This window comes from Pseudomonas sp. NFACC24-1 (genome assembly GCF_900115235.1).
In the GTDB taxonomy this organism is placed as follows: Bacteria; Pseudomonadota; Gammaproteobacteria; order Pseudomonadales; family Pseudomonadaceae; genus Aquipseudomonas; species Aquipseudomonas fluorescens_AA.
Genome location: NZ_FOVS01000013.1, coordinates 46,111 through 61,585 on the forward strand (window position 1 = coordinate 46,111; position 15,475 = coordinate 61,585).

A 15,475-nucleotide genomic window follows, 5' to 3' on the forward strand; every position below is an offset into this window, starting at 1 on the left:
GACAGGATCCGGAGCCCACGCCAGGGCATGGGAGATTGGTAAGGACAAGGATTCGAACATCTACTGGGCTGGGTTGGTAGATATGGGATCCGTCGAACGATTCGAACCCGCTCTCAAGAAAGCCTATATAAGGCCGTAGCCAGCCAAAAGATCATCTTGGTTCAGTTTCAATATTGTATTAAAAAAGCACCAGAACTCGGCCAGCATTTCTTGATCGGAGTGACCTCACCCAGTTTCCCAACCAGCCGGTTCAGTACATCTGTAGATAGCCACCCCCCACTAAACCAATGGCTGAATTCCACACAAGACGGCTTGCCTCTTTTCAGCGGGGCGAAGGAAATATGGATCGGCCTGGCGCGGCGCAGGCACCATCAACCCGCCACAGTGGGCAATCGAGTTCGACGATATCAGGGTAACCGAAAAAGCTTGACGCTTTTTTTGGGGCTGTTTCGCAGCCCAGCGGGAGCAAGCTCCCTCGCCACGGGTTCAGACAACGCTACGCATCGGGCTGAAAGGCACACTGTAGGAGAGTGACCCTGAACTGAAGTCGGCCGATCAGTGCGAGACCACTGATCGGTAATGGCTCCGACCTGACAATGTTGACAGTATCCAGCCCTCTAATTGCAGCGCCTAATCAACTCGTAGCGTTCTTGGAACGCCGTCACTCGACAAAGGAAAACATCATGGCTTATATACCTTGGACCAGATTTGAGGGCGATACCGAAGAGGCTAAGTGGAATGGATGGGAGAACGGCCCCGGAGCATCGAAAGGTGAACTGAAGACGGAAGGGAAAAATGGTTATTGGAGTGGTCAGGTAAACATGTTCGACTACGCAAAAGTGCAGCCGGGACTCCGTAAAATATTTGACTTTGAGCCCGGTACGACCTTGTATTTTCATTTTAATTATCGTATCCCGAGCGCGCCGTCAGAATACTTCTATATGACAATCACCGATCCCGATAGATTGGCGGCAAACCAAATAGCAGTGGAAACTACGACGCCGGTCAATACATGGGTGAAGATACAGGAACGTCTCCTCTATCTGCCACCTAAAAAGGAAGTCTGGATCGGGTTCACCGGGTCTCGAAACTTATCGCCGTTTGCCATCGAATTCGACGATATCTATTTCGGGCCAAAACTCTGAGGGCTTGGTTACTCACAGCCATTGCGAGTTCACATCCGGCGAGCCGATTATCAGATTGCAATGATTACCTGTGGGAGCAAGCTCGCTCCCACAGGTATCGTGCCCGTCTCAGGTGTTTACCAACCCGGCAGCCACCACCAACTCCTCCAACGCCAACAAATCCGGCACTTTCGCCACATGTTCCCCCACTTGCACCGCCGCCTGTTCCAACCCGCACAGCGGCACGTCGACATAGCTCAACTGACTGTCGAGCTTGTAGGACCGCGGGATCCCTTGCACCAGCAGTGCGATGAAGCGCAGCTCCGGTCGGCCGCCCAGGGCGTTGAGGATGACGATGCGTGCTCGCTCGCCGATCACGGTTTTCTGGCCGCAGGCCGATTCGAAGCTCAGTAGCGGGATTTGCCGTTCGCGCCAGCTTACCCAGCCCAGGAACCACGGCGGGGTGTCCATATCGAAGGCGCTGCTCTGGTAGTCGATCAGTTCGGCCACCGCCACGTTGGGCAGGATCAGGTGGCGGTCGGCCAGTGGCAGCAGCAGGCCGGTGAGGTGGCTGGCGCGTGAGTGATGCAGGTCATGCATGGGTTCTGCTCCAGTAGGCGATGCTGTCGAGCAGCACCGACTCCTGGTACGGCTTGCCCAGGTAGTCGTTGACGCCGATGGCCATGGCGCGGTCGCGGTGTTTCTGACCGGTGCGGGAGGTGATCATGATGATCGGCAGGTGCGCCAGGCGTGGGTCGTTACGCACTTGCGTGGCCACTTCGAAGCCGTCCATGCGCGGCATCTCGATGTCCAGCAGCATCAGGTCAGGCGCGTGCTCGGACAGCAGCGCCATGGCGTCCACGCCGTCCTTGGCGGTCAGGACGTGCATGCCATGGCGCTCCAGCAGGCGGCTGGTGACCTTGCGCACCGTCACCGAGTCATCCACCACCAGCACCAGCAGTGGCCGTTGCGGTTCACCCTCGCCTTCCGCCGGCACCTGGCGGCGCGGGACCTGGTGGGGCAAGGCGCGGATCGGCGCCAGCAGGTCGAGAATCAACACCACCCGGCCATCCCCCAGGATCGTCGCCCCGGACAGGCCCTGCACCGCCGAAAATTGCGGGCCAAGGCTCTTGACCACGATCTCCCGGGTCCCGGCGATAGCGTCCACCTGCACGGCCACGTGCCGCTCGTTGCACTGCACCAGCAGCACCGGCAACGGCTGGCTCTGGCCCAGCAGCTTCGGCCGGGCGCCGGTTTTCAGCAGCTCGCCCAGGTAGCACAGTTCATAGCGTTGCCCGGCGTAGGTGTAGGTCGGCGGGTCGAGTTGGTAATGGCCGTCCAGTTCGGCCGGCAACACCCGGACAATGCTTTCGATGGCGTTCAGCGGGATCGCGTACTGGTCTTCGTGACAATGCACCATCAACGCCCGGTTCACCGCCACGGTAAACGGCAGGCGAATGCGGAAATGCACGCCCTGCCCCGGGGTGGAATCGATGGTCATGCTGCCGCCCAACTGCCGCACCTCTTCGTGGACCACGTCCATGCCCACACCACGCCCGGAGATCTGGGTGATTTTTTCCGCCGTGGAAAACCCCGGTTGCAGGATGAACTGCAGCACGTCGCGGTCGCTGATATCGCTGTCCGGCGCCAGCAGGCCACGCTTGATCGCCTTGCTCCGCACCGCCTCCAGCGGCACGCCGGCACCGTCGTCGCGGATGTCGAAAATGATGTCGCCGCCTTCCCGCGACAGGTCGAGGCTGATGCGCCCTCTTGCCGGCTTGCCAGCAGCGACACGTACATCGGCCGGTTCCAGGCCGTGGTCGACGGCGTTGCGCAGCATGTGCTCCAGGGGCGCGGCCATACGTTCCAGGACGTTGCGGTCCATCTCGCCGTCGGCATTGCCCACCACGAACTCCACGTCCTTGCCCAGTTCCTGCGCCACTTGCCGGACGATGCGCTTGAGCCGCGGCAGCATGCGCTCGAACGGCACCATGCGCGTGCGCATCAAGCCTTCCTGGAGCTCGGTGTTGATCCGCCCCTGCTGTTGCAGCAGGAGTTCGGCATCGTGATTGCTGCGATCCAGGGTTTCCTTGAGTTCGAGCAAGTCCGAGGCAGACTCGAACAGCGCCCGGGACAGCTGCTGCAACTGGGAATGCCGATCCATCTCCAGCGGGTCGAACTCTTCGTAGCCCAGGCGCTCGGCCTCCACCTGTTGACGACTGAGAATCCGCCCCTGGGTCTCGGTATCCAGGCGCCGCAACTGGTCGCGCATGCGCTCGATGGTGGTTTCCATTTCGCCCAGCGCCACGTGTGCGTCGTTGACCTGCTGTTCGATGCGCCCACGGAAAATCGACGTTTCCCCCGCTAGGTTCACCAGGTCGTCGAGCAGTTCGGCGGAGACCTTGACCATGTCCGCGCCGTCGCCCGCTGCACTGGGGTCTTGCCTGGCGGGCGCCGCGGGCGGACTCACGATGGGGGGCGTGATCGGCTCCGTCACCGGGGCAGCCTGGGCCACCGCACTTGCCTGGGGATGATTCACCGCCTGGATCTGCGCGATCAGCCGATCGGCCAGCGGGCATGGATGGCCGGCGCGCACCGCATCGAGCATCTGCGCCAGGCGGTCATGACTGCTTTGAAGCAAGGAAAACAATGCCGGAGTCGGCTGGAGCAGGCCCGCCGACAGGCCTTCGTAGAGGTTTTCCAGCTCGTGGGCCAAGTCGCCGATAGGGACGATTTCCACCATCCGCGCACCGCCCTTGAGGGTGTGCAGATCCCGCAGCAAGGTTTCCACGGCCTGGCGATTCGACGGCTCTTCCTGCCAGCGCAGCAGCGCCGCACCTGAGCTGTCGAGGATGTCAAAGCCCTCTTCAAGGAAGATTTCCAGCAACTCGGGATCATGGCCGGCACCGTCGGCCAGGGCCGCTGCGCTCGTCTCGATGGCGTTCGGCTTGTCCTGGCGGAACCTTCGGATAGAGTCGATCAGTGCAACGGGATCGCCCAACGGTTGGCCCTGCTGCAACTGCCCGAGCAACAGGTCGAGGCGTTCGTGGCTGCTGCCAAGCAGTTGCGCCAGTTCCTCGCTGTAGCTGTAGCGCCGGTCCACCAGCCCTTCATAAAGGTTTTCCAGTTCCTGGGCCAGGTCGCTCACCGGCCGGATGCCGGCCATCCGCGCACCGCCCTTGAGGGTGTGCAAGTCACGTTGCAGCGAGGACAGCGGCGCACCGTTATCCGGATCGGCCAACCAGCGCTGCAAGGCCTGGGCAGCACTTTCGAGGATGTCCTGGGCCTCTTCGAGGAAAATCGACGCGAGGTCATCGTCCACCGAGGTCTCGGCGGGTGCGTCGCGTGCCATTTCCGCCGTCGCGTGGCCCAGTTCGCGGATACTCAGCGTGCGGCTGCCGTCGCTGCGGATCAGGCCAGTGGCCGACGGATCGAGGCTCTCCTGAAGCAGGCGACGCAGGGCCGCTACCCGCTCAGGCTGCGGACGCACGTGCTGCCCGGCCGCCAGCTGATCGAGCATGTCGATCAGCGCTTCATGGGCGAGCTGCGCCTGCTGGAAAAATTCATCGCTGACCGCCAGGCTGCTTTCTTCCACCGCGCCGTAGAGGTCCAGCAAGGCTTCGCAGAGTTCGTCCACCGGGTGCAGGTCGGCCAGGTGCGCGCCTTCGCCAAGGGTAGTCAGTTCATCCAGCAGCGCACTCAGTTCCTGGCCTTCGCCGGGGTGCTGCTGCCAGCGCTGCAAGAGGCTTTCGGCGTCCAGCAGGATGTCCATGCCCTGGGCGAGGAAGTTGTTGATCAGCTGGGGATCGCGCTTGGTCCGTAGTGCTTTGTCCGGCGCACTGTTGGCGGCGTGCAGACGCTCGGCCAGCAGAGCCTGGGCACGCTGGATCAGATCCTCGGCATCGGGGATCGGCGCCAGCGGCTCGCTGTGCAACTGGCGCAGGCCGCGGCGCAGCAGCCCTTCGGCCTCCAGCAGCAACTCCACCTCATCCAGGTCGAGGGCAATCAGGTGCGCCCGGTACTCCCGGGCCAGCTCATCCATCGCACCGGCCAACTCGGCGATGGGCAGCACGCCGGCCATCGAAGCGCTGCCCTTGAGGGTGTGCAAGGCCCGCTGCAATTCATCGCTGGCCTGCAATGGCAGGTGGTCGGCCGCCTGGTCGAGAAAACGATTGAGGCTGGCGAGGTGGCCTTGGGCTTCGTTGTCGAAGATCTTCAACAACAGCGGATCGAGAGCGGCCACGTCCTGCTCGTCGTCTTCGTCGTCTTCATCGCCGCCCTTGGCCAGGGCATGGGCGCGGGCGGCCAGGCGGTCGACGTCATCGCGCTGGCGCTGCCGATTGGCCACGAATTCGGCCACCAGGGCCGGCAACAACTGCACCGTGTCTTCGATCAACTGGCGAACCGACGCCTGCGGCTCGACGCTGCGCTCCAGCACCCGGTTGAGCAGGTTTTCCATGGCCCAGGCCAACTCACCCAGCACCAGCGCCCGTACCATCCGACCACTGCCCTTGAGGGTGTGGAAGGCCCGGCGCAGTTCGCTCAGGGCGCCGTGGTCGTCGGGATGCGCACTCCAGCGCGGCAAGTATTCGCGCAGAACGTCGAGCACCTCGGCGGTTTCCTCGAGGAAGACCTCGCGCAACTCGTCGTCCACCGGGCTCTCGTCCGGTGGTGGGGGCAACAGGCTGCCCGGGGTGTTCCTGGCCGGCGGATTGACCGCCGAGACCGGGCTGGCCAGCACCTGTGCCAAGGACTGCACCGTCTGCGGGTCATCCAGTTCCTGCAAGTCCTGCATGACCTGGGCTTCGTTGGGACTCAACACATCGTCAAGCACCGGCACCCGCGCTTCGTCAGGGTAATAACCGAGCGCGGCCAGGCTTCGCTCGACCCCATCGAGCAAGGGCTCGCCTGGGGTTTCCGGGTCCTCGCTCAAGCGCTCCAGGTAGTATTCGAGACCGGTGATCACGTCGGCCAAATGGTCGAGCTCTTCCCAGCCCGGCTGGGCCTGCTCCAGCAACAGATGGTCACGGATGAAAGCGTTGCAGGCCTCCACCAGGCTGGCGGCACGGCTCAGGGGGATCATCGCCAGCGCACCGCGCACCTGGGTCAGCAACGCCGGCAACGGCTGCAGTTGCTCGCTGTTCCAGTCCGCGTCGATGTAGTCGACGATCATATCCTTGGCCTGTTGCAGGCAGGTGTGGACTTCCTTGATGACGATCTGGTGGATCTGGGTCAGGTCGGTGGTGGGCAGGTGCGTGTCTTCGCGACTCTCGGGCTCGACGGTGCCGACCATGCCGGCCAGGGTCGCCTCGACATAGAGCAAGGCCCCGGCAACGTCCATGAGGGTCGCGTCATCCGGCTCGCGCTGGCCCTGGGCGAGGCTCAGCACCACCGCCAGCTGATCGATGATGACCTTGCGCGGCTGGCCGAAACCCAGCACCGCCAAGGTGTCGGCGATCTGCCGCAACGGCGCCAGCAGGCTGTCCAGTTCCGAGGCGTGCTGGCGATCGCTGCGCACGAACAGGTCCAGGCGCTCCTTGACCCGTACCAACTCCTCGCACAGCGCGGCGAGCACCGAGCGCATGGCATCGCGGTCGGGCCCGGCCAGGCGCGCGCGTTCTTCGTCGACCATGGCGCTGTCGGGCAGCGCGTCGTCCAGTGAGTAGCGTTCTTTCATGATCTGCATCTGCCCGCTGGGATGTTCGGCCTTGGCAATATAGAACAACAAGCTCTTGAGCAGGTGGGGCGGTGCCGGCTGATTGATGCCGGGCATGCCTTGGTCCAGCAGGCGCTTGAGTTCCTTGTCGGCTTCCTTGAACAGGCTGCGCAGCGCCGGGCTGTTGGCGATGCGTCCGTCACGCATGCCTTCGACCAGCGCTGAGGCCACCTGCCATAACGCATTGAGCGGCGCCCCGGCACACAACGTTTCCAGGCGCTGGAAAACCTTGGCCAGGTAACCGAGATGGGTCGCGTCATCCTGTTCGCGCAGCAGGCCCACCAGGGCCATTTGCAGGGTCTGGCGCCATTTGCGCAAGGTGTTTGGCAGGTCAGCGGGTTCGAGGCGCCGCAAAGCCTCGTCGCTGAGCGGCGCAATATCGGGCAATTCGGGACTGAACAGGCTGGTTTCCGACAACAGGCTCTCGCCCCGGGCACTGCGCAGGTCGTTGATCAGGGGCAGTACCACCAGCGGCAGGTCGCGGCGGGCGCCTTGTATGCGGTCCAGGTAAATCGGCAACTGCCCCAGGGCCTGGCTCAACAGGCTGATGGCTTCATCGCGATGGGTGACGCGGTTGTCCTGCAGGGCGGCGCACAGCTGCTCCATCTCCTCGGCCAGCAACGCCGCACCGTAGAATTCGACCATCTGCAGGCCACCGTGGACCTGGTGAATGCAGGCCAGGCATTGCCCGAGGGCGTCCGACGCCTGGGGATCGTCCACCAGGCGATTGAGGGCCAGATGGGCCTGCTTCAGCGTTTCGGCAATCTCGCCCTTGACCCATTCCAGGGCCACGTAGTCGTGCCGATCACCCATAACCACTCCAAATCAACCTGTGGCGAGGGGATTTATCCCCGCTGGACTGCGAAGCAGTCCCAAAATAGCCAGTCTGGTACATAGAGATGGGGTTCTGCATTGCCAGGGGCCGCTTCGCGCCCCAGCGGGGATAAATCCCCTCGCCACAGAAGATCTCTGCGGCCAGGAAAGTGCGCCCAGTCACCCCTTGTCCTCATCCGCCACAGGCGCGGCCGGCAGGGTAAACCCCGACACCGAACGGCGCAGCTGGCTGGCCATCTTCGCCAGGTTGCCGATGCTTTCGGCGGTGGCGGTGGAGCCCGAGGAAGTCTGCGTGGTGATCTGCTGGATCACGTTCATGGTCAAGGAAATCTGCCCCGCCGAGGTGGTCTGTTGCTGCGCCGCGTTGGAGATGCTCTGGATCAGCGCCGCCAGGGTCTTGGACACACCTTCGATCTCTTCCAGGGCGACGCCGGCGTCCTGGGCCAGTCGCGCACCACGCACCACTTCGGTGGTGGTCTGCTCCATGGAAATCACCGCTTCGTTGGTGTCGGCCTGGATCGCCCGCACCAGGGTTTCGATTTGCCGGGTCGCCGCCGAAGAACGCTCGGCCAGGCGTTGCACTTCATCGGCCACCACCGCGAACCCGCGCCCGGCATCACCGGCCATGGACGCCTGGATAGCGGCGTTGAGGGCCAGGATGTTGGTCTGGTCGGCGATGTCGTCGATCAGGCTGACAATGTCGCCAATTTCCTGGGATGACTCGCCCAGGCGCTTGATGCGCTTGGCGGTGTCCTGGATCTGTTCGCGAATGTTGTCCATGCCATGAATGGTGTTGTGCACCACCTCGTTCCCCTTGTTGGCAATTTCCACCGAGCGCTCGGCCACCGCCGACGATTCGGCGGCATTGGCCGACACCTGGTCGATGGACTGGGCCATTTCATTAATTGAAGTCGAAGCTTCGGAAATTTGCTGGGCCTGGTGCTCGGAAGCCTGGGCCAGGTGCATCGCCGTGGCCTGGGTTTCCTGCACGGCGGCGGCGACCTGGCCGGCGGTGAGGTTGATGGTCGCCACCAGATCCCGCAGCTGGTCCACCGAGTAGTTGATGGAATCGGCGATGGTGCCGGTGAAATCCTCGGTGACCGAGGCCGTGACGGTCAGGTCGCCGTCGGCCAGGTCCTCGATTTCATCCAGCAGCCGCATGATCGCATTCTGGTTGCGCTCGTTCTTTTCCGCGGTTTCGTGCAACTGACGGTTGGTCTCGCGGACCATCACCAGCCCGATCAGGATGATCGACATCAGCGCCAGCAGGCCCAGCACGTAGCCGCCGATGGTATTGACGGAACGCCCGCCGGCCAGGTTTTCGAAGGCCGTGGCCAGGTGCGAAGCCTCGTCGAGCAAGGTCTGCGACAAGTTGAAGATATTGCCGGCCGATTCGCGGACCTTGAACAGCTCCGGCGAGGTTTCGAGGATTTCATCCACCGAGCCGGAGACGAACTCGAACAGCTCGCTGATTTCGCTCAGCCGCGCCCGGGCATCACGGTCCTGGACCTGGGAGATTTTCAGGGCGGCGTCACCTTGCAGCATGCCATTGAGCACCTGGCCAAAACGCGCCGCGTCGCGACCGAAGGTATCGGCGGCCTGGCTGGCATTCTCGTCCCCCGCCAGCACGGTATTCACCGCGCCGAGAATCCGCTCGGCCAGCAAGGACTGGCGCTGGGCCATGGCCACTTGGGTGGCCGGCGCACCACGTTGCAGCAGGATCTCGACGACTTTTTCGTACTCGACCTGCAATTGCGGCACGGTTTCGGCCAGGGTGGCCGCCACCTGGTGCAGCGACAACACGGTCTGCTCGCTGGAAAGGATGGCATCGGTGTTCTTGAGCAGGCGCTCCCAGTCCAGCTGCACGGCGCGCATCTGCGGGCGCAGGGTGGCGGGCGCAGGGGGCAGGCCGGTCACCGGGTCGCCCTGTTTCAGGTAGCCCCAGCGCTGGGCGAAGTCATTGCGCGCATCGCTCAGCAGCTTGAACGCCGCAGGCTTGCCGGCGGCGGCCTCGGTGGCGTTCTTGGCGATGCGCTGGGACAGCACCCGCAGCTCACCGGCATGGCCGATGTACTGTTTGTCGTAGGTGGACTGGGTGTTGAGGTAAGCGAAGTTGGCGAACAGCAACACGATGAAGACGATCAGCGCGACGAACAGCACGATGATCTGCGAACGACTGCGCGACGCTTCCAATGGCTTGCCTGTTTTTGCTTTGATCATCGGTTCTCGCCTGTGCTACCCAGTCCAACTCACTGCTTTATCAGTGGGGCCACTGCCTTGCTTACCTGTCAGACCGATTCGCCTCCTTCGCGAGCAAGCCCGCTCCCACATTGGGATCTACTGTGAACTCAAGCTTTGTGAGCACCATAGATCCAAGGTGGGAGCGGGCTTGCTCGCGAAAGGGCCAGCCCATTCACCCGAGCTTTTCCGTCAAATCGCCACATCCATGAACCCCGGCGACCGCGCCAGGGCAAACGGGCTGAACACTTGCCACTCGCGCTCGCCGCCGAACCGGCCCTTGACGAAGACCGCTTCGGGGCCGTCTTGGTCGTCCACCAGCATCGGTTCCGGGCTGTCCTGGGCAAAGTGCTGCAGCCCGAGGACCTCGTCCACCAGCAACCCGGCGAACACCTCGTCGTGGTCCACCACCAGCACCCGCCGCTGCTTGCGCACGGCGGACAGCTCATGGCCGAAGAACCCGCACAAATCCATCAACGGCAACAAGCGCCCACGCAGGTTAGCCACGCCACGCACCCACGGCTTGACCCCGGGCAAATGCGTGTAACGCGGCTCGTGCAGCACTTCGCTGACTTCGCCCATCGGCGCCACGTACCAGTGCTCGCCCAGGCGAAAGCCGATGCCGCTCCAGCCGGCACGGTGGGTCGGCTGGGAGGGCAGGTCCGCCCCCAGCAGCCGGCAACGCCGGTCGATCTGCAGCAGCAGTTCGAAGGCCGTCAGGGATTGGCTCATGGCCGCGTCGTCAACCCGCCAGCACTTTGTTCAGGGTCGCGATCAGGGTTTCTTCGTCCACCGGCTTGGTCAGGTAGTCCTTCGCCCCCTGGCGCGTACCCCAGACCTTGTCGGTGTCCTGATCCTTGGTGGTGATGATGATCACTGGGATATGGCCGGTGTCCGGGTCCTTGGTCAACTGGCGCGTGGCCTGGAAACCATTGAGGCCGGGCATGACGATGTCCATCAGCACCGCATCGGGTTTTTCCTGGCGGGCCAGCGCCACGCCATCGGCGCCATTCTCGGCCTTCAGGACCTGATGGCCGTGCTTTTCCAGCATGCCGGTCAGTTTGTACATTTCAGTCGGCGAATCATCGACGATCAGAACTCGTGCCATGGTGTTCCCCATTTTCTTGTTGACCCCAGGCCCGTTGGCCGAGTGTCATTAATGTGCCTGGTGCGGCTGGACAGCGGCAAAGCCCGGGACATGGGCCTGTATCGCCCCCAGCAGTTCTTCCTTGCTGAACGGCTTGGTCAAAAACTGATCGGAACCGACGATGCGCCCCTTGGCCTTGTCGAACAACCCATCCCGGGACGACAGCATGATCACCGGCGTGGCCTTGAATGCGCTGTTGTTCTTGATCAAGGCACAGGTCTGGTAGCCATCGAGGCGCGGCATCATGATGTCGACGAAGATGATGCCCGGATGATGGTCGGCGATCTTGGCCAGGGCATCGAAACCGTCGATAGCCGTGATCACCTCGCAGCCCACGTTGCGCAGCAAGGTTTCGGCGGTGCGGCGGATGGTCTTCGAGTCGTCGATGACCATGACCTTCAAGGCACTGGGTTGCTGCTGCGTGAGATGCTCTGCCATTGCCACTGCGAACCGGTTTTTAACGCGTAAGTGTGATCGACAGCGCAAACCCTTGATGTTCAAGGCCCGCACGTCACATGGCAGCCTTTTTAGCACAGTCTCCATCGCCGATCTATCGGCCGCTCGGCGCGGTGGTTTTTCCTTGACCGCCAATCCTCCGAGCGCCACTCTGACGCCACTTTTTCACGCCATTATGTGCCCATCATATTTCGAGGAACCAAGCCATGAGCGTACGCGTCGGCATTGTCATGGACCCTATCGCCAGCATTTCCTATAAAAAGGATAGCTCGCTGGCCATGCTGCTGGCCGCTCAGAAGCGCGGCTGGGAGCTGTTCTACATGGAGCAGCGCGACCTCTACCAGGCCGAAGGCCAGGCGCGGGCGCGGATGAAACCGCTGAGCGTCTTCGCCAACCCTGAGAAGTGGTTCGAGCTGGGCGACGAAAGCGACGCGCTGCTCAGCGACCTGGACGTGATCCTGATGCGCAAGGATCCGCCGTTCGACATGGAGTTCGTGTACTCCACCTACCTGCTGGAACAAGCGGAAAACGCCGGCGTGCTGGTGGTCAACAAGCCCCAGAGCCTGCGCGACTGCAACGAAAAGCTGTTCGCCACGCTGTTCCCGCAGTGCACGCCGCCGACCATCGTCAGCCGTCGCCCGGACGTGTTGCGCGAATTTGCCGACCATCACGGCGACGTGATCCTCAAGCCCCTGGACGGCATGGGCGGTTCCTCGATCTTCCGGCACACTGCCGGCCACCCGAACCTGTCGGTGATCCTGGAAACCCTGACCTTGCACGGCCAACAGCAGATCATGATCCAGGGCTACCTGCCGGCCATCGTCGATGGCGACAAACGCATCCTGATGATCGACGGCGAACCGGTGGATTATTGCCTGGCGCGTATCCCGGCGGCCGGTGAAACCCGAGGCAACCTGGCGGCCGGCGGACGTGGCGAGGCGCGGCCGTTGACCGAGAAGGACCGCTGGATCGCTGCCCAGGTCGGCCCGACGCTGCGGGAAAAAGGCCTGTTGTTCGTGGGCCTGGACGTGATCGGCGAGCACCTGACGGAAATCAACGTCACCAGCCCGACCTGCATCCGCGAGATCGATAACGCCTTTGGCACCGACATCGGCGGCATGTTGATGGATGCCATCGATCAGAAGCTCAAGGCTCGTTGATCCAGATCCTGCTGAAGGAAACCCACATTGCGTTATCATGCCCGGCCTGAAAAAAACGCGATGTTGGTTTCCTTGTCATGACACTCCCGTCCGATCTGCCCCAAGAGCTCGCCCACCGCAGCGTGCGCCCGGCTGATCGCCTCGGTTTTACCCTGTTCCTGGCGGCGCTGATCCACTTGGCCTTGCTGCTGGGTGTCGGGTTTGCCACGGTCGAGCCGAAACAGATCAGCCAGACCCTGGAAATCACCCTGGCCACCTTCAAGAGCGAAACCAAGCCCAAGAAGGCCGACTTCCTCGCCCAGGAAAACCAGCAAGGCAGCGGCACCCTGGAAAAAAAGGCGATCCCCAAGACCACCGAGATCGCGCCCTTCCAGGACAACACGGTGCAGAAAGTCACCCCGCCGCCAGCGGCCAAGCCCGAAGTACAGGAAGCGGCGCCCAAGGCGGCCGTGACCACCGTGGCGCCGAAGCCGAAGAAAGCCCCGGTCAAGGAAGAGGTCAAGCCTGATCCCAAGCCCCAGGCCCCCTTGCCGACCTTCGACAGCTCCCAACTGTCCAGCGACATCGCCAGCCTGGAGGCCGAACTGGCCCAGGAGCAACAGCTCTACGCCAAGCGCCCGCGCATCCACCGCCTGAGCGCCGCCTCGACCATGCGCGACAAGGGCGCCTGGTACAAGGACGAGTGGCGCAAGAAGGTCGAGCGCATCGGCAACCTCAACTACCCTGACGAAGCGCGGCGCAAGCAGATCTACGGCAACCTGCGGCTAATGGTCTCGATCAATCGGGACGGTTCGTTGTATGAAGTGCTGGTGCTCGAATCCTCCGGCCAGCCGCTGCTGGACCAGGCCGCCCAGCGGATCGTCCGTCTGGCGGCACCGTTCGCGCCGTTTACCGGGGACCTGTCGGACATCGACCGGCTGGAAATCATCCGCACCTGGAAATTCGCCCGCGGCGACCGGCTGTCCAGCAATTGATCACGGTTTTGTGCCGGACATAACCTCTGCCCCCGCCGCAGATCCCTTGTGGGAGCGGGCTTGCCCGCGAAGACGGCGGTCCTGCCGCAAGAGATCTATCGGTTACACGGGCCCCTTCGCGAGCAAGCCCGCTCCCACATTTGATCGGTGTCGCCGGCCAGATCGGGGGACTTCTTGCACATCCCCAGCTTGTCAGTTCGCCCCTGCCCCGCCACACTAGCGCCTATGAAAAACGTCAGCCCCACCTACCTCAAGCATCACTTCCTGATTGCCATGCCGCACATGGCCGATCCGAACTTTGCCCATACCTTGACCTACATCGTCGAGCACACGGCCAATGGGGCCATGGGGCTGGTGATCAATCGCCCGCAGGAGCTGAGCCTGGCGGACATTCTTGAGCAACTGCGGCCCGAGGTCGAACCACCACTCTTGTGCCAGCACGTGCCGATTTTCATCGGCGGCCCGGTGCAGACCGACCGCGGCTTCGTGCTCCATCCGTCGGGCCCCAAATACCAGGCCACGGTGGACCTGGACGGCTTGTCGCTGTCCACCTCCCAGGACGTGCTGTTCGCCATCGCCGACGGTGTCGGCCCGGAGAAAAGCCTGATCGCCCTCGGCTATGCCGGTTGGGAACCCGGGCAACTGGAAGCCGAGCTGGCCGACAACGCCTGGCTGACCTGCCCGTTCGACGCCGACATCCTGTTCAACACCAGCAGCGAATTGCGCCTGGAAGCGGCGGCCAGCCGGCTGGGGGTCAACCTCAGCCTGCTCACCAGCCAGGCAGGACACGCCTGATGGCCCTGCGCTTGCTGCTGGGCTTCGATTACGGCACCAAACAGATCGGCGTAGCGGTCGGCCAGGTCATTACCGGCCAGGCCCGCGAGTTGTGCACCTTGAAGGCGCAGAACGGTGTTCCGGACTGGAACCAGGTCGAAGCGCTGATCAAGGAGTGGAAACCTGATGCCGTGGTGGTCGGCCTGCCGCTGAACATGGACGGCACGCCCAGCGACATGTGCCTGCGCGCCGAAAAGTTCGCCCGCCGGCTCAATGGCCGCTACAACCTGCCTTTCTATACCCATGACGAACGCCTGACCACCTTCGAGGCCAAGGGCGAGCGCCTGGTGCGCGGCGGGCAGAAAGGCAGCTACCGCGACAATCCGGTGGACGCCATCGCCGCCGCCCTGCTGCTGCAAGGCTGGCTCGACGCCAACGCCGCCCTGTTCGAAACCTGATTTTTTACAAAGCGCCGCCAAGGCGCTTTCTTTTAGCGATAAGCCGCGCCACTCACCACCGGCCCGGGAACCTGAAGGAGCCAGCATGAGCCTGCCCAATCCTGCCGAACTGATCAGCCAGATGGCGATTCGTCTCACGGCACACCTGGAACAACGCGGCATCAGCGAACCGCGCTACATCGGCATTCGCACCGGTGGCGTCTGGGTCGCCCAGGCCTTGCTCGAAGCACTGGGCAGCCAATCGCCGCTGGGCACCCTGGATGTGTCCTTCTACCGCGACGACTTCAGCCAGAACGGCCTGCACCCGCAAGTGCGCCCCTCGGCGCTGCCGTTCGAGATCGAAGGCCAGCACCTGGTGCTGATCGACGACGTGCTGATGAGCGGCCGGACCATCCGCGCCGCCATGAACGAACTGTTCGACTACGGTCGCCCGGCCAGCGTGACGCTGGTGTGCCTGCTGGACCTGGACGCCGCCGAGCTGCCGATCCGGCCGAACGTGGTCGGCGCGACGCTGACGCTGGCCGCCCATGAGCGGGTCAAGCTCTCCGGGCCGTCGCCGCTGCAACTCGAACTGCAAGACCTTGCCCTTTAACT

The 15,475-nt window shown here is 63.1% G+C and carries 12 protein-coding genes; 6 read left to right on the top strand and 6 right to left on the bottom strand.

Annotated elements, in window-relative coordinates; translation table 11 throughout:
* Positions 1-683 precede the first annotated feature (683 nt).
* Positions 684-1,145, top strand: a complete 462-nt coding sequence (locus BM317_RS13970) for a hypothetical protein (protein ID WP_092170779.1) — start codon at positions 684-686, stop codon at positions 1,143-1,145.
* 108 nt (positions 1,146-1,253) lie between these two features.
* On the opposite strand, the gene BM317_RS13975 is transcribed toward BM317_RS13970, so the two are convergent.
* The 6 genes from BM317_RS13975 to BM317_RS14000 all read right to left on the bottom strand — a co-directional run bounded on the left by BM317_RS13975 (position 1,254) and on the right by BM317_RS14000 (position 11,497).
* Positions 1,254-1,724 (bottom strand): chemotaxis protein CheW, encoded by a 471-nt coding sequence (locus BM317_RS13975; protein WP_092170775.1) that lies wholly within the window; start codon positions 1,722-1,724, stop codon positions 1,254-1,256.
* Positions 1,717-7,653: an Hpt domain-containing protein gene (locus BM317_RS13980; protein ID WP_092474662.1), complete on the bottom strand. Its 5,937-nt coding sequence runs from the start codon at positions 7,651-7,653 to the stop codon at positions 1,717-1,719. The genes BM317_RS13975 and BM317_RS13980 overlap by 8 nt, the downstream gene beginning before the upstream one ends.
* Before the next feature lie 180 nt (positions 7,654-7,833).
* The gene (locus tag BM317_RS13985) at positions 7,834-9,894 is read right to left on the bottom strand and encodes a methyl-accepting chemotaxis protein (RefSeq protein ID WP_092474665.1); all 2,061 of its coding nucleotides are present in this window, start codon (positions 9,892-9,894) and stop codon (positions 7,834-7,836) included.
* A 210-nt stretch (positions 9,895-10,104) separates the two neighbouring features.
* Positions 10,105-10,644 carry a chemotaxis protein CheW gene (locus BM317_RS13990; protein ID WP_092474668.1) on the bottom strand — a complete coding sequence of 180 codons (540 nt, stop codon included), beginning with the start codon at positions 10,642-10,644 and terminating at the stop codon, positions 10,105-10,107.
* Between the two features lie 10 nt (positions 10,645-10,654).
* Positions 10,655-11,020: a twitching motility response regulator PilH gene (gene pilH / locus BM317_RS13995; RefSeq protein ID WP_003206465.1), complete on the bottom strand. Its 366-nt coding sequence runs from the start codon at positions 11,018-11,020 to the stop codon at positions 10,655-10,657.
* Positions 11,021-11,068: 48 nt separating this feature from the next.
* Entirely contained in the window at positions 11,069-11,497 is a 429-nt protein-coding gene (locus tag BM317_RS14000) for a response regulator (RefSeq protein WP_092170757.1), read from the bottom strand.
* A gap of 224 nt (positions 11,498-11,721) precedes the next feature.
* Between BM317_RS14000 and gshB the strand changes: the two genes are divergently transcribed.
* The 5 genes from gshB to pyrR all read left to right on the top strand — a co-directional run bounded on the left by gshB (position 11,722) and on the right by pyrR (position 15,473).
* On the top strand, positions 11,722-12,675 hold the full coding sequence (gene gshB / locus BM317_RS14005) for a glutathione synthase (protein ID WP_092170753.1): 954 nt from the start codon (positions 11,722-11,724) through the stop codon (positions 12,673-12,675).
* Positions 12,676-12,752: 77 nt separating this feature from the next.
* Positions 12,753-13,649, top strand: coding sequence for an energy transducer TonB (locus tag BM317_RS14010; protein WP_092170750.1), 897 nt, complete (start codon positions 12,753-12,755; stop codon positions 13,647-13,649).
* Between the two features lie 225 nt (positions 13,650-13,874).
* Positions 13,875-14,444 carry a YqgE/AlgH family protein gene (locus BM317_RS14015; protein WP_092170747.1) on the top strand — a complete coding sequence of 190 codons (570 nt, stop codon included), beginning with the start codon at positions 13,875-13,877 and terminating at the stop codon, positions 14,442-14,444.
* Positions 14,444-14,881 (top strand): Holliday junction resolvase RuvX, encoded by a 438-nt coding sequence (ruvX, locus tag BM317_RS14020; RefSeq protein WP_003177497.1) that lies wholly within the window; start codon positions 14,444-14,446, stop codon positions 14,879-14,881. Before BM317_RS14015 ends, ruvX begins: the two co-directional genes overlap by 1 nt.
* 85 nt (positions 14,882-14,966) lie before the next feature.
* Positions 14,967-15,473 carry a bifunctional pyr operon transcriptional regulator/uracil phosphoribosyltransferase PyrR gene (pyrR, locus tag BM317_RS14025; RefSeq protein WP_053126217.1) on the top strand — a complete coding sequence of 169 codons (507 nt, stop codon included), beginning with the start codon at positions 14,967-14,969 and terminating at the stop codon, positions 15,471-15,473.
* Positions 15,474-15,475: the final 2 nt, after the last annotated feature.